Source organism: Falsiroseomonas sp. (genome assembly GCF_051859025.1).
GTDB lineage: Bacteria > Pseudomonadota > Alphaproteobacteria > Acetobacterales > Acetobacteraceae > Falsiroseomonas.
Genome location: NZ_JBHYGL010000008.1, coordinates 113,247 through 139,185, shown reverse-complemented (window position 1 = coordinate 139,185; position 25,939 = coordinate 113,247). Strand labels below are relative to the sequence as shown.

The window sequence follows — 25,939 nt, the reverse complement described above, 5'->3', positions numbered from 1 at the left end:
GCCGGGCGGCGCGGCCGCGGGGCGTCCCCCCCACCCCCCGCCCATCGAGGGGGCCGGGCAGCCCGACGGGGGGGGGGGGCGGGGCGGCGGGGGGGGGGGGGGGCGGCGGCGGGTCCAGCGCATCGGGGTCGCGGCGGGATTGCCGGCCGAGGTCGGGCAGATCCTCAAACCCCGCTGTCGCCAGCAGCATGACGGGCGATGCCGTGCCGGTCAGCAGGGCATTGGCGGGCAGGGTGGTGGCGATGGTGATGCTGGCGGGAGTGATGTTCTCACGCGTGCAGAAATCGATGATGGCAGCGGCGATATCGGTGGCCTCGGCACGCGGCCGCTTGGCGATGCGCGCAACGCCGCCATCGAGCGGGGCCGCGATGAAATCGAGAAAACTGCCGCCCTGGTCGATCGCCAGGGCGTGGCGCGCCGTCACGCCGCGCGCCGGAAGCGGGTGGGGGAGAAGGGGGCGAGGTCCACTTCGGTGTCGCGCCCGGCCACCAGATGCGCGACCTCCCGCCCCGTGGTCGCGGCGCCGCACATGCCGACATGGCCGTGGCCGAAGGCGAACCAGGCATTGTCCACGCGGGGCGCCTGGCCGATCACCGGCATGGAATCCGGCAGGCAGGGGCGGTGGCCCATCCATTCGCTGGTGCGCGACGTGTCTAGATGCGGGAACATCTCCCGCCCCCTTTCCAGCAGCGCGGCCGCGCGGCGCATGTCGGGCGGCGCCTTGAGCCCGGCGAATTCGACGGAACCCGCGAGGCGCAGCCCCATGCGCATCGGGTTCACCATCATGTTGTGCTCCACGGCCATGACGGTGTGGCGCAGCGCGAGGTTGTTGCTCTCCACCGTGACGTGATAGCCGCGCTGCGTCTCCAGCGGGATGGCGGGGCCGAGCTGCGCCGCGAGCGTCGCGGACCAGGCGCCGCCGGCCAGCACCACGCCCTCGGTCTCCAGCGTCTCGCCGCTGTCCAGCGTGACGCCGGTGACGGAGCCGCCCTTGACCCGAAGATCCGTGACGCGGGCGCGCACAACCTTCGCACCATCGGCGACGCATTGGTCGAACAGCGCGCGCGTCAGCGCGGCGGGGTCGAGCGTCGATCCATTCTCCGGCGCCAGGATGCCGAAGCGGAAGCGGCCCTTCAGGTCGGGCTCCAGCGTGACGAGTTCGTCTTCCTGCACGTCGCGCATCTCGACGCCCAGGCTGCGGCGCAACCGCATTCCCCAGGCCCATTGGCGGGCGACGGCCTCCCCGGAATAGACGTAGAGGCAGCCGGATCGGCGCATCAGGCCGGTGGCGTTGGCGCGTTGCAGCAGGGGTTCGTAGCAATCGAAGATCGGCGCCAGCAGGCCGCGCATGGCGGTGGCGATGCGGGTCACCTCCGCCGGTGTGGACGCCTGGAGGAAGCGGGCGATCCAGGGTGCCACGATGGGCGCATACCACCAGCGCACGGTCAGGGGGCCAAGCGGGTCCAGCAGCCAGCGCGGCACCTTCTTCCACATCCCCGGCATGCCCACGGGCAGGCAGGCGGAGGGGGAGAGGGAGCCCGCATTGCCGAAGGACGTCGCCTCCGCCGGGCCCAGCGGATCGATGAAGGTGACCTGGTGGCCATCGCGCTGCAGCCAGGCGGCGCAGCAGGTGCCGACGATGCCGTTGCCGATCACCGCGATGTGCATGAGGTGTCCTTCTGGGGCGACAGGGCGGGAGCGTAACCGCCGCCTTTGCAGGCGTGAACCCCGCTGCCATGCTGCGCCCAACGACCAAGGAGGAAACACCATGACCAGCCGCCGCACCCTGCTGGCCGCCGCCATCCTGGCCGCGCGCCCCGCCTTCGCCGCCTTCCCGGACCGGCCCATCCGCGTGATCGTGCCCTTCGCGCCGGGCGGCAATGCCGATGTGGTGGCGCGCCTGCTGCAACCGCGGCTGCAGGAACGGCTGGGCCAGCCCGTGGTGGTGGAGAACCGGCCGGGTGCCGGCGGCAGCGTCGGCGCTCAGGCCGTGGCGAGGGCCACGCCGGACGGCTACACGCTGCTGATCGGATCGAACGGGCCGCTCAGCGTGAACCCGGTGGTGCAGGCGCGGCTGCCCTATGACGCGGTGCGCGACTTCGCGCCGATCGGCATGGCGATGCAGGTGCCGCATTGCCTGGTGGTGCAGGCCAGCGCGCGGCAGCGCCGGCTGGCGGAACTGGTGGCAGCATCCCGCGCACAGGCCGATGGGCTCGGCATCGGCACGGCCGGTGTCGCGAGCGCCACGCATCTGTCGATGGAAGCCTTCGCCGCGGCGAGTGGCGCGCGGCTTCTGCACGTGCCCTATCGCGGCGGTGGCGCGGCGGTGCCGGACTTCATCGCAGGCAACATCCCGCTGCTGTTCACGGAATTCTCGACCGCGCTGCCGCTGCACCGCGCGGGGCAGGGGCGCATCCTGGCCATCGCCTCCGCCACGCGGCTGCCGGCGCTGCCTGATGTGCCGACGATGATCGAGGAAGGGACGGCGGGCTTCCTCGCGGGGTCCTATGTCGGGCTGCTGGCGCCGGCAGGAATCCCGGCGGAGGCAATGGCGGCGCTTGGCGCGGCGATGGCGGCGATCGTGCGGGAGGAGGATTTCCGCAACCGCATGGTGGCGATGGGCGGAGAGGTCGCCTCCGCCACGCTCGCCACCCCCGCCGGCTTCGCGGCGCTGATCGCGGAGGATCTGGAACGGTCCCGGGTGGCGGCGCAGAAGGCGGGCATCCGGCCGGAATAGCGGCGCCTGGACAGGCGCGCGCCACGGCGCGACAACCGGGCCAACAAACAGGAGGAAACCGATGAGCCGACGCATATGGCTGGCCGCGATGCTGGGCGCCGTCCTGGCCCTGCCGGCCGCGGCCCAGACGGGTAGCCAGGAAAGCTACCCCACCCGCGCCATCCGCTTCATCGTGCCCTTCGCGGCTGGCGGGCCCTCCGACATCGTCGCTCGCATCATGGCGCCGCGCATGACGGCGACGCTCGGCCAGCCCGTGGTGGTGGAGAACCGCGTGGGCGCGGGCGGCGTCACGGGCGTGGATGTGGCGGCCAAGGCGGCGCCGGATGGCTACACCTTCGCCATCGGCAGCGCCGGCGCGCTGGCCATCTCCCCCAATCTCGGGCGGGGCACGCCCTATGACCCGATGCGGGATCTGGTGCCGATCACGCTCGGCGTGCTGGTGCCGGAACCCGTGGTGGTGCCGGCGGTCTCGCCCTTCCGGACCATCCAGGAACTGGTGGCGGGTGCGAAGGCCAGGCCGGGGTCGCTGAACTTCGGCTCCACCGGCAATGGCAGCATGCCGCACCTGGCGGCGGAACAGCTGCGCGCGGCGGCGGGGATCGAGATCGTCCACATCAGCTACAACAGTGGCGGACAGCTGGCGACGGCGATCCTGCGGAACGAGGTGCAGCTGGGCTTCGCGGACCTGCCCGTGCTGCTGGCGCAGATCCAGGCGGGCGCGCTCAGGGCACTCGCCGTCGGCACGCCGCAGCGCCTGTCCTGGCTGCCCGATGTGCCGACGATGACGGAGGTCGGGCTGCCGGCGGTGGATGCCAGCAACTGGCACGGCCTGGTCGCTTCCGCGCGCACCCCCGCGGGGCCGTTGGCCGCGCTGCGCCGGGCCGCCATCGGCGCGTTGCAGGACCCCGAGGTGATCCGCCTGCTGGACGCCCAGGGCGCCATCCCCGGCGGCAACAGCCCGGAGGAGTTCGGCGCCTTCATCCGGCGCGAGAACGAGAAATGGGGCGAGGTGATCCGCCGGAACAACATCCAGGCGGATTGACGCGTTAGGCAGTTACACAACCCGCCGTCCCGCAAGGGGCGGCGGGTTTTTCATGCGCGCAGTAAACTTGCGCGTATGACAGTTTTGTTGCAATGGGATGGCAGGAGCGCGGGGCGACGGGGGGCTGGTGTGCCACGCCCGCGGTATCACACGGGGACAAGGAACAAGAACCATGCAACGCCGCCTGCTGATCCCGGCCCTGGCGATCGCCTCGCCGCTGGCCTTTGCCGCGCCCGCCGCGGCACAGGGCACGCTGAACCTCTACTGCTCCGTTCAGATCGAGTGGTGCCAGGCCATCGCCACCAACTTCACGCGCGATACCGGCATCCGCGTGAACATGACGCAGCGTGGGTCGGGCGAGAGCCTGGCCGCGATCCGCGCGGAATCGCAGAACCCCCGCGGCGATGTCTGGTTCGGCGGCACGGGCGATCCGCATTTGGCGGCGGCGGAGGAGAATCTCAGCCAGGCCTATGAGAGCGCGAACAACGCCGCGCTGCATCCCTGGGCGCTGACGCAGTGGAACCAGTCCGGCCGCCGCGCCATCGGCGTCTATGCCGGCGCGGTGGGCTTCGGCTACAACAGCGAACTCCTCGCGCGCAAGAACATCGCGCCGCCGACCTGCTGGGCGGATCTGGTTGATCCCCGCTTCCGCGGCGAGATCCAGGTGGCGAACCCCAACTCCTCCGGCACCGCTTACGTCATCATCGCGACGCTGGTGCAGTTGATGGGGGAGGAGCAGGCCTTCGACTACATGCGCCGCCTGCATCCCAACGTGAACAGCTACGCCCGCAGCGGCACCGGCCCGATCAAGGCCGTGGCGCGCGGCGAGACGGGCGTGTCGCTGTCCTTTGTTCATGATGCGGTGACGGAGCGGAATGCGGGCTTCCCCGTGGCCTACAGCACCCCCTGCGAGGGCACGGGCTACGAGATCGGCTCCATGTCCATCATCCGCGGCGCGCGCAACCTGGCGCAGGCGCGGCGCTTCTACGACTGGGCGCTGACGGAACCCGCGCAGCGCCTGGGCTTCGAGGCCGGCGGCCAGCTGCAGCAGCCCTCCAACCGCGCGGCGCCGCTGCCGCCCAATGCGCCGGACCTCGGCCAGATCCGCCTCATCGAATATGATTTCGCGAAGTACGGCCGCGCCGCGGAGCGCCGGCGCCTGATCGAGCGCTGGGACCGCGAGGTCGGCTCCCTGCCGCGCTGAAGCCTGCCCTCCTGCCCGATGGAATCCTGCCCATGTCCTTTCGACTGATTGCCGCCACAGGCGTGGTTTTCGCGCTGTCCTCGCCCGCCATGGCGCAGGGCAGCCTTAACATGCTCTGCGCGCCCGCTGCCGATTGGTGCGAGGCGATCGCGGCGGGGTTCCAGCGGGATACCGGCATCCGCGTCGCCATGGCGCGGAAGTCGGCCGGGGAGATCCTGGCGCAGATCCGGGCGGAGGCGCAGAACCCGCGCACCGATATCTGGTTCGGCGCCTCGGCGGAGACGCATATCTCCGCCGCCGAGGGCAACCTGCTGCAGCCCTACACCTCGCCCAACATGGCGGGGCTGCATCCCTGGGCGCAGCGCGTGCATGCGATGTCCGGCGAACGCTGCGTTGGTGTTTCCTCCGGTGCCATCGGCATTGCGTGGAACCGGGAGTTGATGGCGCGGAAGAACCTGCCGCTGCCCGCGAGCTGGGCGGATCTGCTGAACCCCGCCTATCGCGGAGAGGTCCAGCTGCCCAACCCCAACTCCTCCGGCACCGCCTACACCATCATCGCGGGGCTGGTGCAGCTGTGGGATGAGGACCGCGCCTTCGACTACCTGCGGCGCCTGCATGCGAATGTGAACGCCTATACCCGCTCCGGCGCCGCGCCGATGCAGGCGGTGTCGCGGGGTGAGACGGCGCTCGCCGTCAGCTTCAACATGGAAGTCACCTCCATGCAGCAGGCGGGCTTCCCGATCGAGCTGGTCTTCCCGACGGAGGGCACGAGCTACGAGGTGGCCTGCATGTCCATCATCCGGGGCGCCCGCAACCTGGCGCAGGCGCGGCGCTTCTACGATTGGTACCTGACCCCCGCGGCGCAGAACATCGCGACGACGGTGAACCAGTTCCACACGCCGGCGCACCGGGATGCGGCGCCTGATGCGCGCATCGCCGACCTCTCCCGCGTCAACCTCATCAACTACGATTTCGCCGCCTTCGGCCAGGGCGACATGCGCCGCCGCATCCTGGCGCGCTGGGACCGCGAGATCGGGTCCCTGCCGCGATGAAGCGCGTTCTGGGCCTTTCCGCCATCGCGCTGCTGCCCGCGCTGCCGGCGGCGGCGCAAGGGCAGCTCAACCTCTACTGCGCTGCCACCATCGAATGGTGCACGCCCATCGCGCGCGGGTTCGAGCGTGAGACGGGCATCCGCGTGACGCTCAACCAGAAATCGACCGGCGAGATGCTGGCGCAGTTGCGCGCGGAAGCGCGCAACCCCCGCGGCGACGTCTGGTGGGGCGGCACGGGCGATCCGCATGTGGCGGCGGGCGAGGAAGGCCTGACGCTGCCCTATGAAAGCCCGCGGATCGCGGAACTGCATGACTGGGCGCAGGCGCAGTGGCGGCAGACCGAAGGCCGCACCGTCGGCGTCTATGCCAGCGTGCTCGGCTTCGGCTTCAACACGGAACTCATCGCACGCCGCAACCTGCCGGCGCCGCGCTGCTGGGCGGACCTCCTCAACCCGATCTACCGGGGCGAGATCCAGATGGCGAACCCCAATTCCTCAGGCACCGCCTACATCGTCATCGCGACGCTGGTGCAGATGATGGGGGAGGAACCGGCCTTCGATTACCTCAAGCGCCTGCATGGCAGCATCAACGCCTATCCCCGCAGCGGCACCGCGCCGATCACCGCGGTCGCGCGGGGCGAGACGGCGCTGTCCATCTCCTTCGTCCACAACGCGGCGGAGGAAGCGGCGGCGGGATTCCCGGTGGGCCATGCCGTGCCCTGCGAGGGCACGGGCTATGAGATCGGGTCCATGTCCATCATCCGCGGCGCCCGCAACCTGGCGAATGCGCAGCGCTTCTACCACTGGGCGCTGAGCGCCGAGGCGCAGATCACGGCGAGCAGCGAGGCGAAGAAGCTGCAGACCATGGCCAACCGTCGCGTGCCGCTGACCGATGGCGCACCCAACATGGCGACGGCGCGGATCATCGACTACGACAACGCCCGCTTCGGGGCGAGCGCGGAGCGCCGCCGCCTGCTGGCGCGCTGGGACCGTGAAGTGGGCGCGCTGCCGCGATGAGGTTCACGGGATCGTCGCTGTTCTTCTGGCTGGTCGCCGCGATCGGCACCGCCATCGTGCCCTGGCACATGCAGCAGGACGGGCTGACGATCCCGGGGCTGATGGCGTTCGGCCAGGGGGATGCGGAAGCGTCCTCCGCCCTCTGGCAGGCCATGGCGCATGGGCGCTGGTGGTTCTGGCCGGTGGTGGCGCTGCTGGCGGTGGCGCTGCCGGGCGCGCTGCCGGCGGGGACGAACCGCGGGCGATCCACTTTCCTGCTGTGGGGTGGCGGGCTCGGGCTGGTGGCGATCATCGCGCAGGGGCTCGCGATCGGCGTGCAGGGCTGGTCCTTCCCCTGGCTTGAGGCGAGTTTCGGCGAACTCGGGGACAGGCAGTTCGGCTTCGGCCTCGGCGCCTGCATGGCCTTCGTGGGCTGCCTGGTGATGCTGACGGATGGGCTCGCGCTGCGCGGGCTGTTCAAGGGGGATCGCTTCGTCGCGGGCTCCGTCGGCCTGCTGGTGGCCTCCATCATCATCTTCACCGCCTGGCCGGTGCTCACGATGATGAGCGAGATGTTCGCGCCACGGCCCGACATGACGCTCGGTGCCTCGATGGCGGAGCGGCTGTTCGACAACAAGATCTGGGGCCTCGGCTGCGTCACCGGTCGCGTCAATTGCGGCGTCTTCTGGAACACGCTGGTGCTGGCGACCAGCACGGCAACGGCGGCGACGATCCTCGGCCTGTGCTTCGCGCTGATCGTGACGCGCACGGCCTTCCCGGCCAAGCGGGCGATGCGGCTGCTGACGGTGCTGCCCATCATCACCCCGCCCTTCGTCATCGGCCTCGGCCTGATCCTGATCTTCGGGCGGTCGGGCGTGGTGAACCAGATCGTGCTGGCCGTCTTCGGCGTCGAGCTCGGCCGCTGGATCTACGGCTTCGACGGTGTCTTCCTGGCGCAGGTCTTCTCCTTCACTCCCACCGCCTTCCTGGTGCTGATCGGCGTGGTGGAAGGCATCTCCCCCACCATGGAGGAAGCGTCGCAGACGCTGCGCGCCAGCAAGATGCGCACCTTCCGCGCGGTGACGCTGCCGCTGATGGTGCCGGGCCTCGCCAATGCCTGGCTGGTTGTCTTCGTGGAAAGCCTGGCCGATTTCGGCAACCCGATCGTGCTCGGCGGTTCCTACGGCGTGCTGTCCACGGAGATCTTCTTCGCCGTCGTCGGCGCGCAGCAGGATTTCGGCCGCGCGGCGGTGCTGGCGGCGATCATGCTGGTGGTGGGGCTGCTGGCCTTCATGCTGCAGCGCGCGGTGGTTGGGAAGCGGTCCTATGTCTCCGTCACCGGCAAGGGCGATGGCGGGTTGCAGCAGGTTCTGCCGCGGGCGGTGAAGATCGTGGCCTTCGCCATCGCCATCCCCTGGGCGCTGCTGACGATCACCGTCTACACCATGGCGATGGCCGGTGCTTTCGTCCGCGTCTGGGGGCGGGACTGGACCTTCACCCTCAGCCATTTCCAGCGCGCCTTCGCCATCGAATGGGCCGCCGATGGGCGTATGCTGTTCAGCGGCGGCGCCTGGCATTCGCTGGTGACGACGATCCAGCTGGCGGCCGTCGCGGCGCCCATCACGGCGGGCATCGGCTTGCTGGCGGCCTGGGTGCTGACGCGCCAGCGCTTCGCGGGGCGCACGGCGCTGGAATTCGCCCTGATGCTGACCTTCGCCGTGCCCGGCACGGTGATCGGCGTCGCCTATATCCTGACCTACAACATCCCGCCGCTGGAGATCACGGGCACCGCCTTCATCCTGGTGGCCTGCTTCGTGTTCCGGAACCTGCCCGTCGGCGTCCGGTCCGGTGTCGCGGCGATGAGCCAGCTGGACAAGTCGCTGGATGAGGCCGCGATCACCTTGCGCGCCTCGACCTTCCGGGCGCTCACCACCGTGGTGCTGCCGCTGCTGAAGCCGGCCATCGTCACCGCGCTGGTCTATTCCTTCGTCCGCGCGATGACGACCGTCTCCGCCGTCATCTTCCTGGTCTCCGCGGAATACGAGATGGCGACGGTCTTCATCATCAACCGCGTCATCAACGGTGATTACGGCTTGGCCATCGCCTATTGCGCCGTGCTGATCGTGCTGATGATGACGGCGATCGGCCTCATCAACCTCGTCGTCGGCCGCCGCCGCCTCGGCCGCCGTAGCACCCAACCTGCAAATGGCCAGCCTGCCGGAGCCGCCGCATGACCCTGCCCCTGAAGCTCAGCGGCGCGGAGGTGCGCCTGGCCGGCATCGGCAAGCGCTACGGGCAGGTGACGGCGGTGAAGCCGCTGGACCTGGTGATCGAGGGGGGCACGCTGGTCACGCTGCTCGGTCCCTCCGGCTGCGGCAAGACGACGCTGCTGCGGATGATCGCGGGGCTGGAACAGGCGACGGATGGGCGGCTGTTCATCGGCGGCAAGGATGTGACGCTGCTGCCGGCGGGTGAGCGCAACGTCTCCATGGTCTTCCAGTCCTACGCGCTGTTCCCGCACATGTCGGTGCTGGACAATGTCGCCTACGGCCTCGTCTCCTCCGGCTTCAAGAAGCGGGACGCCCATGCGAAGGCGGAGGCAGCGCTGGAGACGGTGGGGCTGAAGGGCTTCGGGACCCGCCTGCCATCGGAGATGTCGGGCGGCCAGCAGCAGCGCGTGGCGGTGGCCCGCGCGCTGGTGCTGGAGCCGGAGGTTCTGCTGTTCGACGAGCCTCTGTCCAACCTCGATGCGCGCCTGCGTCGATCGATGCGGGAGGAAATCCGCGCGCTGCAGCAGCGCCTCGGCCTCACTGTCGTCTATGTGACGCATGACCAGGCGGAGGCGCTGGCCGTCTCAGACAAGATTGTCGTGATGCGCAATGCGGAGATCGCGCAGGCCGGCACGCCGGAGGAACTCTACACCCAGCCCGCCAGCGTCTTCGTCGCCACCTTCATGGGGGAGGCGAACCATGTACGCGCGGAGGTGGAGAGCATCGATGGCCCGACCGCGACCGTGGTGCTGGGCGGCGAACGCCTGGCGCTGCCGCATCGCGGGACCAGGCCGGGGCCGGTGGACCTGGTGATCCGACCGGAAGCGATCCGCATCAGCGATTCAGGCCAGCTTTCGGCCAGGGTGTCGCGCGCGACCTATATGGGATCGCACACCGAGTACTACTTCTCCATCGCGGCGGGGGAGTTGTTCGCTGTGGGCGCGGATCGCCTCAAGCGCCGCGCGCCGGGCGAACAGGTCATGCTGGCGCTGGACCCCGAGGGCGTGGTGCTGGTTCAGCCCTGAAGGGTGGTCGGCAGCCGGGCCGAGGCCGCCAGCAGCGCCCGCGTGTAGTCATGCGCGGGCGCGTCCAGCACCTGGTCGCGGGGGCCTTCCTCCACGATGCGGCCATGCTGCATGACCACCACACGATCCGCGATCTCCTCCACCACGCCCAAATCATGCGTGACGAAAAGGCAGGCGAAGCCGCGCTTGCGCTGCTGGTCGCGCAGCAGCGCGATCACCTGCTTGCGGACCGTGGCGTCGAGCGCGCTCACCGCTTCATCCGCCACCACGAAGGCGGGGTTTCGGACCAGGGCGCGGGCGATGGCGACACGCTGGCGCTGGCCGCCGGACAGCGCATGCGGGAATCGGTCGCCGAAGCCGGCCAGGCCGACCTCCGCCAGCATCGCGTCGGCGCGCGCCAGGCGTTCGGGCACGGGCACGCCGGCGGGCAGGCGCAGCGGCTCGGCGACGATGTCCCGCACCCGCATCCGCGGATCGAGCGAGGAATAGGGGTCCTGGAAGACGATCTGGCAGGCCAGGCGGAAATCCAGCAGCGCCGGGCCTGACCGAGCCGTCAAATCCTGGCCGCGGAACAGCAGCGACCCGCCGCTGGCGGGCAGCAGGCGCAGCATGGCGCGCCCCAGCGTCGTCTTGCCGGAACCGGAACCGCCGACCAGGGCCACGACCTCCCCGGGATGGATCGAGAGCGACACGCCCTGCACCGCCTGCATCGGCGCGGCGCGGCGGAACCAGCCGCCGCTTCCGGGATAGGCCACCGACAGGCCGCGCGCCTCGATGAGCGGTGGCGCCGGGGGGATGGCGCGCGCGGGGCCGCGGCGGGGCAGGGCGGCGACCAGCGCCCGGGTGTAGGCGTGGCGCGGCGCGGCCAGCAGCGGCCCGGCGGGGCCTTCCTCCACCGCCTGGCCATGCTGCATGACCAGCGCGCGATCGGCATGGCGCGAAACGAGGCCGAGGTCATGAGTGATCAGCAGGATCGCGCTGCCCTGTTCCCGCGCCAAATCCTTCATCAGCGACAGCACCTCCGCCTGGGTCAGCGTATCCAGTGCCGTGGTGGGTTCGTCCGCGATCAGCAGGCGCGGCCGCAGCAGCATGACGGAAGCCAGCATGATGCGCTGGCGCATACCGCCGGAGAATTCGTGGGGATGGGCCTGCAGGCGACGCTCAGGATCGGCGATGCCGACGCGTTCCAGCATGGCGATGCAGGCGCTTCGGCGCTGGGGCGCTGACAGGCTGGTGTGCAGCGCCAGCCCCTCCGCCATCTGCGCGCCGATGCGCTGGGCGGGGTTCAGGGACGTCATGGGTTCCTGGAACACCATGCCCATGCCGGGACCGCGCAGCGCGCGCAGCTTCGCGGGCGGCGGCGCGGACAGGTCCTGGCCCGCCAAGGCGATGCGGCCGCCGGAATGGCGCAGGCCGGGTGGCAGCAGGCCGATCACGGCGCGGGCCGTGGCGCTCTTGCCCGATCCGCTTTCGCCGACCAGGGCCAGCGTCTCCCCTTCCGCGACGGTGAAGGAAAGATCGCGCACGATGTCGCGCGGGCCGGCGGCGATGCGAAGGCCCGCGACCTCCAGCACGCTCACGCGCCGTCCCTCGGGTCCAGCAGGTCCCGCAGCGCGTCGCCCAACAGGTTCACGCCGAGCAGGCAGATGGCGATCAGCGCGCCGGGGGCGATGGAGAGCAGAGGCGCCTCCCCCATGAAGGGGCGGGCGGAGGCCAGCATGTTGCCCCAGGTGGCGGCGGGTGGCGGCACGCCGAGGCCGAGGAAGGACAGCGCGCTTTCCGACAGGATCACCCAGCCGAACAACGATGTCGCCAGCACGATGACCGGTGCGGCGGTATGCGGCAGCACGTGGCGGAGCAGCGTATAGCCCTCGGAATTGCCGAGCGCGCGCGATGCCTCCACGAATTCGCGTTCGCGGATCGACAGCACGCTGCCGCGCACGACGCGCGCGACGGTGGGGGCGTAGGCGAGGCCGAGTGCCAGCACGATGCCGCTGCGTGACGGGCCGATCACCGCCAGCAGCCCGAGCGCGAGCAATATCCCGGGAAAGGCCAGCAGCGTGTCGTTCACCGCGCCCAGCACGCGATCCACCCAGCCCCGCAGGAAGCCGCTGGCGAGCCCGATGGCGATGCCGATGACCAGCGCCACCACCACCGTCGCGGCCGCGACGCCAAGGCTGGTGACGGCGCCCGCCATCAGGCGCGATGCGACATCGCGCCCGAATTCATCGGTGCCGAGCCAATACTCGGCCGATGGCGGCCGCAGGCGGCGCCGCAGGTTGGTCCGCACGGGGTCATAGGGTGTCCAGGCCAGCGCGACGACCGCCAGCGCCAGCACGGCCCCCATCAGCGTACCGCCGATCACCAGGTTCAGCCTCGGCCGCTTCACGAAGCGGCCACTCGCGGATCGAAGACGGGGTAGAGCAGGTCCACCACCAGATTCACGCCGACATAGACCAGCGCGATGAACAGCATGACGCCCTGGATGACGGGATAATCCCGCGCGAAGATCGCCTCCACCAGCAGGCGGCCGAGGCCGGGCAGGGTGAAGACCGTCTCGATCACCGCGATGCCGCCCAGCAGGTTGCCCAGCACCAGGCCCAGCAGCGTCAGCGTCGGCGCGAAGGCGTTGGGGAAGGCGTGGCGCAGCAGCACGCGGGATTCCGGCACGCCCTTGGCGCGGGCATGGGCGATGTAGTCGAGGCGCAGGACCTCGATGGTCGAGGCACGCGCCATGCGGATCAGCACGCCGATCTCCACCAGCGCCAGGGTGGCGACGGGCAGGGCGATGTAGTGCAGCGCGGCCCAGGCATCCTCCGCGAAGGTGACGTAGCCGACGACGGGAACCCAGCCGAGCTTGAGGCCGAAGACCAGCAGCAGGATGAGGCCGAGCCAGAAGGACGGGATGGAGAGCAGCAGCGTCGCCAGCGACACCGCCGCGATGTCCCCCCAGCTGCCCTGCCGCCACGCCGCCAGCATCCCGGCCGGCACCGCGACCAGCGCCGCGATGGCGACGGCCGCCAGCACGATGGCAGCGGTGACGCCGAAGCGGTCCAGGATCAGCGGGCCCACGGCCTCCCCGGATGTGATGGACAGGCCGAGGTCGCCGCCGGCGAGTTGCGCGAGCCAGAGGCCGAACTGCACGGGGATGGGGCTGTCGAGCCCCATGGCGGCGCGAAGGTCGGCCACCGATTCCGGCGTCGCCGCATCGCCCAGCACCAGCAGCGCGGGATCGCCGGGGATGAGGCGCATCAGGAAGAAGACGCTGGCCGCCACCAGGAACAGGGTCGGGATGGCGGCCAGAAGGCGCTTCAGGACGTAGAAGGCCACCTCAGCGAGCGATCCTGACGCCCCAGGCGCGCGGCGCATCCACGGCCCATGAACGATAGCCCTGGACATGGCGCGGCGTGACGCCATGGGTGGTGGAGGAATAGAGCGCGATCATCGGCACCTCCTCCAGCAGCCGCGCGTGCAGCGCCTCGAACCCCGCGCGCCGGCGGGCGGAATCCGTCTCCGCCATGGTCTGGTCCAGCAGCGCCTGCGCGGCGGGGCTGTCCCAGGCCTTGCGGGGCTGCGTCGCCTTGGGGCCGGTGAACATCTCATAGGACAGGGAAGGATCGAGCCGGGCCGAGAAGCCGAAGGCCATCATCTGGTAGTCGCCGCGGCTGTAGCGATCGAGCTGCGTGGCCCATTCCAGCACTTCCAGCTCACTCTCGATGCCCGCTTCCTTCAGCATGTCCTGCACCACGACCGCGATCTCGTAGAAGGCCTCGTAGCGGCGCGTGGTGATGATGCGCAGCCTCTGGCCGCGATAGCCCGCTTCCTGCGCCAGCCGGCGCGCCTGCGCCAAATCCCGCGCCGGCACTTCCAGCATGGCTGGCGTGTTGAAGGCGGAGGCGGGGGGGATGGGGGATCGGCTGGGGCGGGACCCACCCTCGCTGACCGCGCGCACCAGTTCCGGCACGTCGATGGCCAGCGCGATGGCGCGGCGCATGCGCACATCCTGCAGCAGCGGATCGCGCGTCTGCATCAGCACGGCCTGCAGGTCCATGGACGGCGAGGAATGCACGGTGAAGCCGGGCCGCGCGCGGATGTCCGGCAGGTCCCGAGACCTGGCATCGGGCAGGACATCGATATTGCCGGCGAGCAGCGCGGCGCGGGCGGCGGCCTCATCCGGGATGATGGTGAAGCGCACGCGTTCCACCATCGGCGTCTTGTTGCCGCCAAGGCCCGTGGGCTCCCCCGGCAGGGCGGCGTAGTCGGCGAAGCGCGTCAGTTCCACGAACTGCCCGCGGCGCCATTCGCCCAGGCGGAAGGGGCCGGTGCCGATCGGCGCGCGCCAGCTGCCATCCGCACTCAGGCTGTCCCGGTGCCAGATGCCGGCCTGGCCGCAATCCGGGCGGGCGAGGATCGTCAGGAACAGGGCGGATGGTTTCTCCAGCCGCATCACCACGGTGCGGTCATCCGGCGTCTCCACCGCGACCAGGCGCGTGACGGCCGAATCGAGGTCCCCCCGGCAGCGCCAATTCACCTCACGCCGCATGTAGCGCTGCATGGCGAAGGCGACGTCGGCCGAGGCGAGCGGCTGGCCGTTGTGGAAGCGGATGCCAGCGCGCAGCGGAAAGGTGTAGGTCAGGCCATCGGCGGAGACATCGACACGCTCCGCCAGCATGGGCGCCACGGTGGCATCGTCGCGCAGCGCGACCAGGCCCTCCACGATGTGCCAGGCGATGCCATCGGTGTTCGCGTCCCGGTTCACGCCGGGGTCGGTGGAGCGGATGTCGGCATTGAGGCGGATGCGCAGCGTATCCTGGGGCTGCGCCGCCACGGGCAGGGCCAGGGCGCACAGGGTGGCAAGCGCGGCGATGGCGGTGCGACACTGCATCAGGAAATCCCTCTCGCAGCCGGTTTCGGTTCTTCATTTGCACGAAATACCAAAACGGCGTTAGGTTCAAGCGTGACGATGACAGCCCCGATCTCCCCCCTGCATCACGACCTCGCCCGCGCCGCCCGGCAGCTGTGGCTGGCGGAAGCCACGCCGCCCGGCAGCCCGGTGGTGGAGGCCGTGCTGGCCGGCCGCCTGGCCGTTTCCCGCACCCCCGTCCGGGCCGCGCTGCGGCTGCTGGAGGAAGCGGGCATCACGCAGCGCCGCGGGCGCCTGATGGTGCTGGCCGATCCCGGGCGGGAATTGCCGGCGATGGAGGCGCGCGATCCCGTCGATGCGCTGGTCAGCGCCATCGCCCGCGCGCGGGCTGAAGGCGCGCTGGCGGAGGTGGTGCGGGAAGCCGACCTGATGCGGCAATTCGGCCAGCCCCGCGGCCTTGTCTCCCGCGCCCTGGCGCGGCTTTCGGCGTTGGGCGTGGTGGGGCGCAACCCCGCGCAGGGCTGGCATTTCGCCGCCACGCTGGCGGGGGCGGAGGAGCGGACGGCCGCCATGCGCTTCCGCCTGGTGGTGGAACCGGCCGCGCTGCGGGAGCCCGGCTATGCGCTGGACGCTGGCTTCGCGCGGGCGATGCGCGATGCGCATGAAGCGGTGCTGGCGCGGCCCTGGCGGGATGTGGAGGCGGTGCGGCTGTTCGAGATGAATGCCGCCTTCCACCTGGGCCTCGCGCAGGGCAGCGGCAACCGCTTCTTCATCGATGCGGTGGAAGCGCAGAACCGCCTGCGCGCGCTGGTGAATGCGGATTGGCGCTTCGGCGACAACCGCGCGCATGACAGCTGCCGGGAACATCTGGCGGTGCTGGATGCGCTGGAGGCCGGGGACAACGCGAAGGCCGCGCGGCTGCTGGAAGACCATCTGCGCTGCGCGGGCCCATGACCGTGCCGCGGCAGCGATCCCTCTGGCTGGCGACCGCCACGCCGGCGGTGGCGCTGCTGCCGCTGGATGGCGTGGCGGAGGCCGAGGTCGCGATCATCGGCGCCGGCTATACGGGCCTGTCGACCGCGCTCGCCCTGGCGGAGCGCGGCGTGGCGGTGACGGTGCTGGAGGCAGAGGCACCGGGCGCCGCGGCATCGGGGGCCAATGGCGGCCAGGTGATCCCGGGGCTGAAACACTTTGTCCCCGATCTGGTCAAGGATTTCGGTGAGGTTCTCGGCCCGCGGCTGCACGAGGCCGGGGCCAGGGACGCGGATGCTCTCTTCGCGCTGATCGAACGGCTCGGCATCGAATGCGAGGCGACGCGCGCGGGCTGGCTTCAGGTGGCGGACAATCCCGTAGCGCTGGAGGAATGCCGCCAGCGATGCCGCGCCTGGGCCGAATGGGGCGCGCCGGTGCGGATGCTGGGGGCGGAGGAGGTGCGCGCCATCACCGGCGCGGCCGGCTACCTCGGCGGCTGGATCGACGAAAGGGGCGGCAGCGTGCAGCCGCTGTCGCTGGCGCGCGGCCTGGCGCGGGCGGCGCTGGCGGCGGGGGCGCGCATCCATGCGCCATCGCGCGTCACCGCCATCCGCCCCGATGGCGCGGCCTGGCGGCTGGAGACGGCATCGGGCGCACTGCGCGCGCGGCGCGTGCTGCTGGCGACCAATGCGGCGCCGGGCGCGCTGTGGCCGGGGCTGGCGCATACCATCATGGCGGTCTGGTCCTTCCAGACGGCGACCGCGCCCGCTTCGGGGGTGCTGCCGGGCGGGCAGGTGGTGTCGGATACGCGCCGGGTGCTGCGCTACTGGCGGCGGGATGCCTCTGGGCGGCTGGTGGTGGGGGGGAAGGGCACGCTGCGGGCGCCGCGCGGGCTACGATCCTTCACCGTGCCGGAACGGATGCGCGCGCGCCTCTATCCCGCGCTGCCGGACCAGCCGCCGTCCTTCTGGTGGGGCGGGCGCGTCGGCATCACGCCGGACCGTCTGCCGCGGCTGTTCCGCCTGGCGGAGGGCGTCTTCGCCGTGATGCAGGACAACGGCAAGGGCGTGGCCTGGTGCACCGCCGCCGGGCCCGCGCTGGCCGATCTGCTGGCGGGCGCGCCGGCGGAGGATCTGCCCCTGCCGCCCGCGACGCCCCTTCGCCCCATTCCGCTGCACCCCTTCCGCAGCGTCTATGCCGCCGCCGGATCGCTGTATTTCCGGGCGCGGGATGCGCTGGATCGCGCGAGGTCCGCATGAACCACCTGCCCAACACGCCAGCGCTCGAGGATGGCGTCTGGCTGCCCTTCACCGCCATGCGGGGATTCACCGACGCACCGATGATCTTCGAGCGTGCGGAGGGTATGCACTACATCACCCCCGATGGCCGGCGCGTGCTGGACATGATGGCGGGGCTCTGGTGCGTGAATGCGGGCCATGCCCATCCGCGCATCACGGCGGCGATCCGGGAGGCAGCGGGGACGCTCGATTTCGTCTCCTCCTTCCGCATGTCGCATCCCGGCGCCTTTGCTTTTGCCAGACGCCTGCTGGATGCGGTGCCGGGCATGGCGCGGGCCTTCTTCAGCAATTCGGGGTCGGAGGCCGTGGACACCGCGCTGAAGATCGCCCGCGGCTACCACCGCGCCCGCGGTGATGCGGCGCGGGTGAAGTTCATCGGCCGGGCGAAATCCTATCACGGCGTCGGCTTCGGGGGTCTCAGCGTCGGCGGCATCGCGCGGCACAAGCGGGATTTCGGGCCGCTGCTGGCGGATGTCTTCCACATGCCGCTGCCGCATGACCCCGCGCAGCGCTTTCTGCGCGAACGCCCGGCCGCCGGTGATCACTGGCTGGCGGGGCTCGAGGAAATCCTGGCGGTGCAGGACCCCTCCACGGTGGCGGCGGTGATCGTGGAGCCGGTGACGGGATCGGGCGGCGTCTATCCCCCGCCGGTCGGTTACCTGGAGGCGCTGCGCGCGCGCTGCGACCGCCACGGCATCCTGCTGATCTTCGACGAGGTCATCACGGGTTTCGGGCGCCTCGGCGCCTGCACGGCGGCGGAGGCGCTGGGCGTCTGGCCGGACATCATGTGCATGGCGAAGGGGCTGACCAACGGCGCCGTGCCGATGGGCGCCACGCTGGTGAATGGCCGCGTCTTCGACGCCTTCATGCAGGGCCCGGCCGGCGCGCCGGAATTCATGCATGGCTACACCTATTCCGCCCATCCGCTGGCCTGCGCGGCGGGGATGGCCGCGCTGGACGCCTACCAGCAGGAGGGGATGTTCGAAGCCTCCACCGCCATCGCGAAGCCCTTCGCGGCGGCGCTGCTGGCGCTGCAATCCGCGCCGCATGTCATCGATGTGCGGCACTGCGGGTTGCTGGCTGCGGTGGAGTTGGAACCGCGCGCCGGCGCACCGGGCGTGCGCGGCGCGGCAGTGGCCGATGCCTGCTTCGCCGATGGCGTGCTGGTGCGCGCGGCCGGCGACACGATGGTGCTGTCCCCGCCGCTGGTGGTGACGCAGGCGCAGGTGGCGCAGACGGTGGACGCGATGGCGCGGGCGTTGCGCGCCATCGCGTAGCGCGGGCTATTCCGCGGCCTTCGCGACCGTTTCCGGCTTCAGCCTGTAGGTCGTGAAGACGCGGTTCAGCGCGGGCAGGGGCGCGATCTCCATGTGGCCCTCCGCGGGCTTCATCAGGATCATGGCCACGGTGGCGGAGAGGTTGCCACCCAGGCTCATCCGCGGCGGACGGCAGACGGCCCAGGGCGATTGCCAATCGTCGAAGAAGGCTTCGCGCAGATCATCCATGGTGATTGCGCCGCGCCTGGCGCGCAGCGCCGCCATCACGCGCTGGTCGCGATAGACGCTGTCCGGCGTGGTCTGGATGCCGGTGTCCCGCAGCTTCGCCAGCGCCACCGGCGATTGCCAGTGGTTGGCGTGGACCAGCAGCCCGTCCTGCGCGTGCAGCAGGAAACTCTCATCCGGCGCGCATTCGATGTCGATCGCCCAGCCGGAGGCGTGGGAAAGCATCACGTTGTTCGATGCCGATTTCGGCGTGGCGTAGATGGCGCGCACCGCCAGCGCCACCTGCTCCTGCTCCAGCACCTTCCGGCGCAGCAGGGACAGCGGCACGCCTTCCGTCCGGTAGTCGCGATCCGATTCCAGGTAGTTGGCGGTGATGGCGATGCCCGCGGCATTCAGGCCGGCGCGGGCCAGGCCGCCGGCCTCCACGAAGGTCAGGATATCCGGTCCGTCATCGCGCCGGATGCGCAGCACCACGCCTGTCTCCGCGCATTCGCTTTTCCAGTCCCAGTTCTGGCCGTGCAGCAGCGTGCCATCGGCGGTGGCTTCGGGAGTGACGATCGCGCCGGTGCAGCCATCGGGGTCCTCCTCGGGTAGGCCTCGCTTGGCCAGTTGCAGGATCTCCGTCCGGCAGTTCAGCAGCATCACATCCTCGAACGCCACATCGGCGCCGCGGGCGATGCCGCGCATCTCGGCGACATAGGCCGGATCGAAGGCCTCCACCCGGGGCACGAAGGCGCGGGCCAGGCGGTGGATGCGCCCGGCATCCAGCCCGCCGCCGGCCAATTGCGCGTGGTAGTGGCCGATGCTGCTCCGGATTCGCAACGCCGCCTGGCGGCCATAGGACTCGCCCCGAGCCTCCGGCGCGCCCGAGAGTTCGTAGAGGGGGAAGGGAGCGGCGGCTTCCATGGGTTCTCCGTGCGCAGAAAGTACCGGACATCTTGCGCGTGCCTGCCTTGCCGGTCGAGGGGCTGACGCCGCGCCGGGTCCCACCCTAGAACGATACCGAGCATGGGGGAGGGCCAGCGATGCCACAGCGGCGGTTCAGGGCGGTGTTCATGCGCGGCGGCACCTCCCGCGCCATCATGTTCCGGCAGCAGGATCTGCCGGCGGATCGCGCGGAATGGGACGCGATCTTCCTCGCCGCCATCGGGTCGCCGGACCCGGAGGCGCGGCAACTCGATGGCATGGGCGGCGGCGTCTCCTCGCTCAGCAAGGTCTGCATCGTGGGGCCGCCGACGCGCCCCGATGCCGATCTGGACTACACCTTCGGACAGGTGGCGGTGAAGGAGGCCCTCGTGGATTACGGGGGCAGCTGCGGCAACATGTCCTCCGCCATCGGCCCCTTCGCGTTGGATGAAGGAATGCTGCCGCACGCGCCAAGGAATGGCCCGGTGGAGGTCCGCATCCACGACACCAATGCCGGCCGCATCATCCGCGCGCGGTTCGAGGCGCGGGACGGGGAGGCGATGGTCGATGGCGATTTCGTGCTGGATGGCGTCGCCGGCAGCGGCGCGCCCGTCCGGCTCGATTTCCTCGACCCCGGCGGCGCGCGCACCGGCGCGCTGCTGCCGAGCGGCCGCGTGCTGGACCGGCTGGAAGTGCCGGGCGTCGGGGCGGTGGAGGCGACAATGGTCGATGCCGCCAGCCCCTGCGTCTTCGTCGCGGCGGAGGCGATGGGGCGGCAGGGCGTGGACACGGCGCAGGCGCTGGATGGGGAGGGCGCGCTGCTGGAAAAGCTGGACGCCATCCGCCGCCACGCCGCCGTGGCGATGGGCGTCGCCAGGGATGCCGAGGCCGCCCGCGCCCGGCCGAGCCTGCCGCGGATCGCGATGCTGTGGGCGCCGGTCGAGGCCAGGCTGGCCAATGGCCGCGTTCTCGCCGCGTCGGAGGTTGATCTGCACATCCGCATCATCTCCATGGGCCAGCCGCACCGGGCGGTGACGGCGACGGGCGCGCTGTGCCTGGCGGTTGCCTGCCGCATCCCGGGCAGCGTGCCGGCGCGGCTGCTGGGGCCGGCCGATCCCGGCGCGCCGATCCGCATCGGCCATGCCTCCGGCATCGCGGTGGTGGATGCGGCGGTGGTGGCGGACGAGGCGGCCAAGGGCGGCTTCCATTGCGACCACGCGACCCTGTTCCGCACCCAGCGCCGGCTGTTCGAGGGTGCGGTGCTGGTCCGGGGATAGGCGTCTGTCGCGGCGGGGTTGATGCTGGTAGCGTCGCCTCGCCTGAATGGGGAAGGGGCTGGCGGCATGGAAGGCGGCACCACGACGCGGCCCGCGGCCGATCCGCTGCCGCGCCTTTGGCGGGGCGATTTCGCGGGGGTGCTGGCGCTGGCCCTGCTGGGCTTCGCCAATCTGGCGGCCTTCTACGGGCTGGAGCCCTGGCTGCGCGGCAAGGGGCTGGATGCGGCGCAGGCCGGGGGCACCATCGCGGCCTTCACGCTGGTGGCGCTGGTGCTGATGCCATCCGTGGCGGCGCGGGTTTCCGTGGCCAGCGCGGGGTGGTGCACGGTGGCGGGATTCACCGTCACGCTGCTGGTCCTGCCGCTGTATCTGGTGGCGGATGGCTTCGCTGCCTTGGTGGGGCTGCGGCTGCTGCACGGCTTCGGCTTCGTCCTGACGCTGGTCGGCATCACCACGCGCTTCGTGGCGCTGGTGCCTCCGCAGCGGGCGGGGGAGGCCTACAGCCTGTTCTCGGTGGCGGATCTGCTGCCCTTCGCGCTGCTGCCGCCGTTGCTGGAACTGACCCTGCCATCCTTCGGCGGCGATGCGGCCAACCAGTATGCCGCGATGGCGCTGCTGCAGGCCCCGGCGCTGCTGCTGGCCGTGGTGCTGGCACGCCGCGTCGCGCCGCCGTCTTCCGATGTCGCGGGCGCGCCGGGCGCGAAGGCAGGCTGGCGCGGCGGGCCGGTGCTGGCGCTGCTGCTGATCAACACCGCCGCCTTCATCGCCCACGCCGTGCTGTTCAGCATGGCCAAGGGCCGCGCGCTGGAGATGGGGGGCGAAGCGCTGGTCGGCCTGTTCTTCGCCCTGCAGACCGGCACCATCATGGTGCTGCGCCTGTCCGCGGGGAAGCTGTTCGACCGGCTGGACCAGCGGCGCGCCTCTGCCTTCGGCGCCGCGGTGGTGACGCTGGCGCTGCTGCTGCTGGCGCTGCCGATCGGGGGCACGGCGATGGGCGCCTGGGTGCTGGTGCCGGTGGCGCTGCTGCTGGGAATCGGCTTCGGCGCCTGCCTGCCGCTGCTGAACGCGCTGATGCACCGCCATTCGCCGCCGGCGCAGCGCGGCGCCAATATCAACCTGATGATGCTGACGCTCCAGGTGGGCTACCTGTTCGGGCCCCTGCTGGGCGGCCTGGTGGTGAACTGGGCGGGCTATCCGGCCGCCTTCGTGATGGCGGCGGTACTGCTGGCGCCGGCCGTGCCCCTGCTGCTGCGCCTGCCGCGCTGAAGGGGCGCTTGCGGCGTCGGGTGCAGCCCGCTTGCGCGGGGCGGCCCGGATCGGCCAATCAGCCACGACGTGCCTGCCACTGACATAACGGGAAATCGCCATGTCCATCCTCCACCCCGCCCAGGCCGCGCCGACGTCGCAGCGGCTGCTGCACCAGGGCATCGTCCTGCTGGCCGGCGTCGCGCTGATGACGCTCGCCGCCCGGATGCAGATCCCCTTCTGGCCCGTGCCGATGACGTTGCAGACCATGGCCGTGCTGGGCTTCGCCATCCTGGCCGGCCCGCGCATGGCCACCGCGATCATGGCGGCCTACCTGATGGCCGGTGCAACGGGGCTGCCGGTCTTCGCGGGATCGCCGGAGCGTGGCGTCGGCCTGCTGTACATGGCGGGGCCGACGGGCGGCTACCTCGCGGGCTTCCTGCTGGCCTCCTGGCTCACCGGCACGCTGGCGGAAGGGCGCGGACTGCTGGGCCGCTGCCTGGCGCTGCTGGCGGGCGTGGTCGCGATCTATGGGCTGGGCGTCGCCTGGCTGGCCTTCTTCGTGCCGGCGGACAGGCTGCTGGCCATCGGCGTGCTGCCCTTCCTGCTGGGCGAGGCGACGAAGATCGGCCTCCTCATCGCCGCTTCCGCGCTGTTCCAGCGGCGCGGCTGATGCGCGGCTGATCCGGGCCTGGCGGGGGGTGTTCAGCCCTCCGCCAGCACCTCCTCCAGCGCCGTCGCGAAGGCCGCCATGGCGGCGGCGGGGCCGAGGCTGACGCGCAGCCAGCCCGGGTAGCGGAAGCTGGTCATCGCCCGCGCCATGACGCCGCGGCCCATCAGCCGCCGATGCGCCACCGTGTCGCTGACCGGCAGGCGCAGCATGCAGAAATTCCCGACATCACCGACCATGGTCAGGTTCAGGCGCCGGGCCAGCGCGGCGATTCCGGCCCGCGCTTCCCGCATATGCGCCCGCGTCGCCGCCACATGCGCCTCGTCCCACACCGCCGCGCGCGCCGCTTCCATCGCCAGCAGGTTCACGCTGTAGCTGATGGAGGTCTTCTTCACCGTCGCTGCCACATCCGGGCTCGCCGCCATCCAGCCGATGCGAAGCCCGGCCAGGCCCCACATCTTGGAGAAGGTGCGGAAGACGATGAGGTTGGGGTGGCGCTGCATCAGCGCGAAGCTGTCGGGGAAGGCGGGGTCTTCTGCGAATTCGGCATAGGCTTCGTCCGCCACCACGATGGCGCGGCCATCCACCGCGTGCATGAAGGCGTCCAGTTCGTCATGCGTCCACCAGGTGCCGGTGGGGTTGTTGGGGTTGCAGACGAAGATGACGCGCGTGCGGTCATCGATCGCGTCCAGCATCGCCTGCGAATCGAAGGCGTAGTCGCGCAGCGGCACCAGCTTCGGCTCCACGCCGGAAAAGCTCGCCAGCCATTCATAGACGGCGAAGGTGCGGTCGGCGGTGACGATGTTGTCGCCCGGCTCACAGAAGGCCTTGATGACGAAGGCGATCACCTCGTTCGCGCCATTGCCGAGGATCAGCTGCTCCGGGTCGATGTCGAATTGCCGGCCGAGCGCGCGGCGGAGGTGCCAGCCATCGCCCTGCGGATACAGCGCCGCCTGTTCCGGCTTCCAGGCCGCCATCATCGCGCGCGCGGCCTCCGGCGGGCCCAGCGGGTTCTCGTTGTTGTTCAAGCGATGCAGGTGGGGCACGCCGAAGCGCCGGCACAGCACGTCATCCGGCGGGCTCGGCACATAGGCTTCGAAGGCCCGGACATGCGCCGGGACCAGCCGATCCAGCGCGAATTCCGTCATTCCGCGGCGGCCAGCAGCAGCAGGTCCCCGGCGGCATCCGGGATCAGCGCGGCAGGCGCCAGGCCCGCCTGCACCAGCCCCTCCGCGAAGGCGGCCTGGTCCGGCTTGCCGAGGTCGAGCAAAGCGCGGATCTCGGAGAAGCCCTGGTCGCGGAACAGCGCGACATTGCCGGCCGCGACCGCCGCCGCATCGCCCGCTGCGATCAGCGATCGCAGCGTGACGCGGCCGCGCGCGCGGTCGGTCTCGGCGGCCATGGCGGCGCCGGTGGCGCGCTTGGGGCGGGCCGGTTCCTCGATATCCCGGCCCAGCGCCAGGCGGCGGGTGCTGGCCGTGACCCAATCCTTCAGCGCGGGGGAGACCCAGGAAATGCCGCCCGGGTCTTCCTCCAGCGCCCGGAACAGCACGGGCCAGGATGCGCCATCGGCACCGGGCAGGTGGCCCACCGTCTCGAACCCCGCGCGGGGCATGTCGGGGGAGGGTTCCAGCACCACCAGGCCCTGGATCTTCTTCCGCACCAGGCCCGCGAGGGCCGCTTCCAGCAGCGCCTCCGCCACCGCCGCGCGGGGCTCCCCTTCCGGCAGCAGCAGGGCGGGGCCGGCGAGTTCCATCAGCCGGCGCCCGAAGGGCCGCCAGAACAGCCCGCCGACGGGCCGCCGCCTGGCATCCAGCGCGACGCGGGCGAACAGGTCCCCCTGCGCCCGCTGGTCCAGCACGCGGGGCGCTGTGCGGAAGGCGGGGCCGCCGAGCCCGGCTGCCTCCGCCCACTGCACCAGCAGCGCCAGCGTCGCGTCATCGGGGTCCGCCGCCGCGCCGCTGATCGGGCCAAGCCCCGCCGGCGCCGCATCCGGCGCCAGCGCGGGATAGGCGCGGCCCACATCGAAGGCGAGCCGCAGCCCGCCCCGGTCCAGCGGTTCCGTCGTCAGCCGGTCGGCGAGCCGCGCGGCGAGGTAGAGGCCGATCTCTTCCCCTTCCTCGATATCCCCGCGGCGGGATTGGTCGAGCCCCGCGAGGTCGAGGTCGGAGGCGGTGAAATCCACGGAAAGCCGCATGCTGTGCCGTCGGTCCGCCAGCGTGATGCCGACCAGCCCGGCATTGGCGGGGGCGGCGCCCAGCACTTCCTCCGCGATCAGCGCCAGGCGGTTGGCGAGCCGTTCCTCCGCCCCGCCCGCGATGGCGCAATCCCGCACGAAGGCGGCGCCGATGCCGGCGTGGCGGGGTCCGGGCGGCAGTTGCGCGCGGGGGTCGAGCGTCACGGCCGCATCCCGCAGGGCGGGGACAGGGGGTGCTGGTTCATGCTGGCATCCTCACGGCGTAGCGGCACGATGAGGCTACATCAGAATCGCTCGCAGGCCAGGCATCCCGGGGTTGTGTCGACGCAGCCTGAGGTTGCTTCGCGGCCATGGTCAAGGCAGTTGCAATTCTTGTGTTGCGGTGCAGCACGAATGGGTCATACCTCTGACCCAAGACCATAGGTACCCTCAATGCCCGAACTTCTCGTCGTCCAGACCCGCGAATACCGCCTGCACCGCATGGAGGTGTTCGACCGCGGCAAGGCCGGCTTCACCGTGCTGATCCACCCGCCCGCCAATCGCGGCCAGACGCGGGAGATGGCGCGCGAACACCCCGGGGAGACGCTGGGCGAGATGCTGAACCGCGCCAAGGCGGAGATCGATGTGGTGATGGGCCCGAAGCGCCCGCCGCCGAGCCGTGTTTACGGCCGCTGAAGATCGCT

23 protein-coding genes are annotated in these 25,939 nt (G+C 71.1%); 14 read left to right on the top strand and 9 right to left on the bottom strand.

Annotated features, from left to right (window positions below):
* Positions 1-424 (bottom strand): hydantoinase/oxoprolinase N-terminal domain-containing protein (locus ACTIE5_RS10490; RefSeq protein ID WP_439549644.1); only part of this gene is annotated, 424 nt, incomplete at its 3' end.
* Positions 421-1,668: an NAD(P)/FAD-dependent oxidoreductase gene (locus tag ACTIE5_RS10485; RefSeq protein ID WP_439549643.1), complete on the bottom strand. Its 1,248-nt coding sequence runs from the start codon at positions 1,666-1,668 to the stop codon at positions 421-423. The genes ACTIE5_RS10490 and ACTIE5_RS10485, both read right to left, overlap by 4 nt.
* Positions 1,669-1,768: 100 nt before the next feature.
* Between ACTIE5_RS10485 and ACTIE5_RS10480 the strand changes: the two genes are divergently transcribed.
* From ACTIE5_RS10480 to ACTIE5_RS10450, 7 genes are all read left to right on the top strand, one after another.
* Entirely contained in the window at positions 1,769-2,737 is a 969-nt protein-coding gene (locus ACTIE5_RS10480) for a Bug family tripartite tricarboxylate transporter substrate binding protein (RefSeq protein ID WP_439549642.1), read from the top strand.
* 61 nt (positions 2,738-2,798) lie between these two features.
* On the top strand, positions 2,799-3,779 hold the full coding sequence (locus tag ACTIE5_RS10475; protein WP_439549641.1) for a Bug family tripartite tricarboxylate transporter substrate binding protein: 981 nt from the start codon (positions 2,799-2,801) through the stop codon (positions 3,777-3,779).
* 172 nt (positions 3,780-3,951) lie between these two features.
* Positions 3,952-4,983: an ABC transporter substrate-binding protein gene (locus tag ACTIE5_RS10470; RefSeq protein ID WP_092961863.1), complete on the top strand. Its 1,032-nt coding sequence runs from the start codon at positions 3,952-3,954 to the stop codon at positions 4,981-4,983.
* A 32-nt stretch (positions 4,984-5,015) separates the two neighbouring features.
* Positions 5,016-6,035, top strand: a complete 1,020-nt coding sequence (locus ACTIE5_RS10465; RefSeq protein WP_439549640.1) for an ABC transporter substrate-binding protein — start codon at positions 5,016-5,018, stop codon at positions 6,033-6,035.
* Positions 6,032-7,051, top strand: a complete 1,020-nt coding sequence (locus ACTIE5_RS10460; RefSeq protein WP_439549639.1) for an ABC transporter substrate-binding protein — start codon at positions 6,032-6,034, stop codon at positions 7,049-7,051. The genes ACTIE5_RS10465 and ACTIE5_RS10460 overlap by 4 nt, the downstream gene beginning before the upstream one ends.
* Entirely contained in the window at positions 7,048-9,264 is a 2,217-nt protein-coding gene (locus tag ACTIE5_RS10455; RefSeq protein WP_439549638.1) for an ABC transporter permease, read from the top strand. The genes ACTIE5_RS10460 and ACTIE5_RS10455 overlap by 4 nt, the downstream gene beginning before the upstream one ends.
* Positions 9,261-10,325, top strand: a complete 1,065-nt coding sequence (locus ACTIE5_RS10450; RefSeq protein ID WP_439549637.1) for an ABC transporter ATP-binding protein — start codon at positions 9,261-9,263, stop codon at positions 10,323-10,325. The genes ACTIE5_RS10455 and ACTIE5_RS10450 overlap by 4 nt, the downstream gene beginning before the upstream one ends.
* On the opposite strand, the gene ACTIE5_RS10445 is transcribed toward ACTIE5_RS10450, so the two are convergent.
* Genes ACTIE5_RS10445 through ACTIE5_RS10430 form a run of 4 tightly spaced genes read right to left on the bottom strand, consistent with a single transcriptional unit; the run spans position 10,316 to position 15,210 of the window.
* Positions 10,316-11,905, bottom strand: a complete 1,590-nt coding sequence (locus ACTIE5_RS10445; protein ID WP_439549636.1) for an ABC transporter ATP-binding protein — start codon at positions 11,903-11,905, stop codon at positions 10,316-10,318. The genes ACTIE5_RS10450 and ACTIE5_RS10445 overlap by 10 nt on opposite strands.
* The gene (locus tag ACTIE5_RS10440; protein ID WP_439549635.1) at positions 11,902-12,714 is read right to left on the bottom strand and encodes an ABC transporter permease; all 813 of its coding nucleotides are present in this window, start codon (positions 12,712-12,714) and stop codon (positions 11,902-11,904) included. The genes ACTIE5_RS10445 and ACTIE5_RS10440 overlap by 4 nt, the downstream gene beginning before the upstream one ends.
* A complete protein-coding gene (locus tag ACTIE5_RS10435) occupies positions 12,711-13,655 on the bottom strand; it encodes an ABC transporter permease (protein ID WP_439549634.1) in 945 nt (314 codons plus the stop codon). The genes ACTIE5_RS10440 and ACTIE5_RS10435 overlap by 4 nt, the downstream gene beginning before the upstream one ends.
* Before the next feature lies 1 nt (position 13,656).
* Positions 13,657-15,210, bottom strand: a complete 1,554-nt coding sequence (locus ACTIE5_RS10430; RefSeq protein ID WP_439549633.1) for an ABC transporter substrate-binding protein — start codon at positions 15,208-15,210, stop codon at positions 13,657-13,659.
* 78 nt (positions 15,211-15,288) lie between these two features.
* Here ACTIE5_RS10430 and ACTIE5_RS10425 point away from each other — a divergent pair, with 78 nt between their 5' ends.
* From ACTIE5_RS10425 to ACTIE5_RS10415, 3 genes are read left to right on the top strand one after another with little or no spacing between them, the layout of a single operon-like run.
* The gene (locus tag ACTIE5_RS10425; RefSeq protein ID WP_439549647.1) at positions 15,289-16,143 is read left to right on the top strand and encodes a GntR family transcriptional regulator; all 855 of its coding nucleotides are present in this window, start codon (positions 15,289-15,291) and stop codon (positions 16,141-16,143) included.
* A complete protein-coding gene (locus ACTIE5_RS10420; protein WP_439549632.1) occupies positions 16,140-17,420 on the top strand; it encodes an NAD(P)/FAD-dependent oxidoreductase in 1,281 nt (426 codons plus the stop codon). The genes ACTIE5_RS10425 and ACTIE5_RS10420 overlap by 4 nt, the downstream gene beginning before the upstream one ends.
* Entirely contained in the window at positions 17,417-18,736 is a 1,320-nt protein-coding gene (locus ACTIE5_RS10415) for an aminotransferase class III-fold pyridoxal phosphate-dependent enzyme (RefSeq protein WP_439549631.1), read from the top strand. Before ACTIE5_RS10420 ends, ACTIE5_RS10415 begins: the two co-directional genes overlap by 4 nt.
* Positions 18,737-18,742: 6 nt before the next feature.
* Here the strand turns inward: ACTIE5_RS10415 and ACTIE5_RS10410 are convergent, their stop codons facing one another.
* Positions 18,743-19,867 (bottom strand): C45 family autoproteolytic acyltransferase/hydolase, encoded by a 1,125-nt coding sequence (locus ACTIE5_RS10410; RefSeq protein WP_439549630.1) that lies wholly within the window; start codon positions 19,865-19,867, stop codon positions 18,743-18,745.
* Positions 19,868-19,986: 119 nt separating this feature from the next.
* Between ACTIE5_RS10410 and ACTIE5_RS10405 the strand changes: the two genes are divergently transcribed.
* The 3 genes from ACTIE5_RS10405 to ACTIE5_RS10395 all read left to right on the top strand — a co-directional run bounded on the left by ACTIE5_RS10405 (position 19,987) and on the right by ACTIE5_RS10395 (position 23,062).
* Positions 19,987-21,144 carry a 2-methylaconitate cis-trans isomerase PrpF family protein gene (locus tag ACTIE5_RS10405; RefSeq protein ID WP_439549629.1) on the top strand — a complete coding sequence of 386 codons (1,158 nt, stop codon included), beginning with the start codon at positions 19,987-19,989 and terminating at the stop codon, positions 21,142-21,144.
* Between the two features lie 66 nt (positions 21,145-21,210).
* On the top strand, positions 21,211-22,410 hold the full coding sequence (locus ACTIE5_RS10400; protein WP_439549628.1) for an MFS transporter: 1,200 nt from the start codon (positions 21,211-21,213) through the stop codon (positions 22,408-22,410).
* A 100-nt stretch (positions 22,411-22,510) separates the two neighbouring features.
* Positions 22,511-23,062, top strand: coding sequence for a biotin transporter BioY (locus tag ACTIE5_RS10395; RefSeq protein ID WP_439549627.1), 552 nt, complete (start codon positions 22,511-22,513; stop codon positions 23,060-23,062).
* Positions 23,063-23,094: 32 nt separating this feature from the next.
* On the opposite strand, the gene ACTIE5_RS10390 is transcribed toward ACTIE5_RS10395, so the two are convergent.
* The gene (locus ACTIE5_RS10390) at positions 23,095-24,207 is read right to left on the bottom strand and encodes a pyridoxal phosphate-dependent aminotransferase (protein ID WP_439549626.1); all 1,113 of its coding nucleotides are present in this window, start codon (positions 24,205-24,207) and stop codon (positions 23,095-23,097) included.
* Positions 24,204-25,460, bottom strand: a complete 1,257-nt coding sequence (locus ACTIE5_RS10385; protein WP_439549625.1) for a hypothetical protein — start codon at positions 25,458-25,460, stop codon at positions 24,204-24,206. The genes ACTIE5_RS10390 and ACTIE5_RS10385 overlap by 4 nt, the downstream gene beginning before the upstream one ends.
* Before the next feature lie 228 nt (positions 25,461-25,688).
* Between ACTIE5_RS10385 and ACTIE5_RS10380 the strand changes: the two genes are divergently transcribed.
* On the top strand, positions 25,689-25,931 hold the full coding sequence (locus ACTIE5_RS10380) for a hypothetical protein (protein ID WP_439549624.1): 243 nt from the start codon (positions 25,689-25,691) through the stop codon (positions 25,929-25,931).
* Positions 25,932-25,939 lie beyond the last annotated feature (8 nt).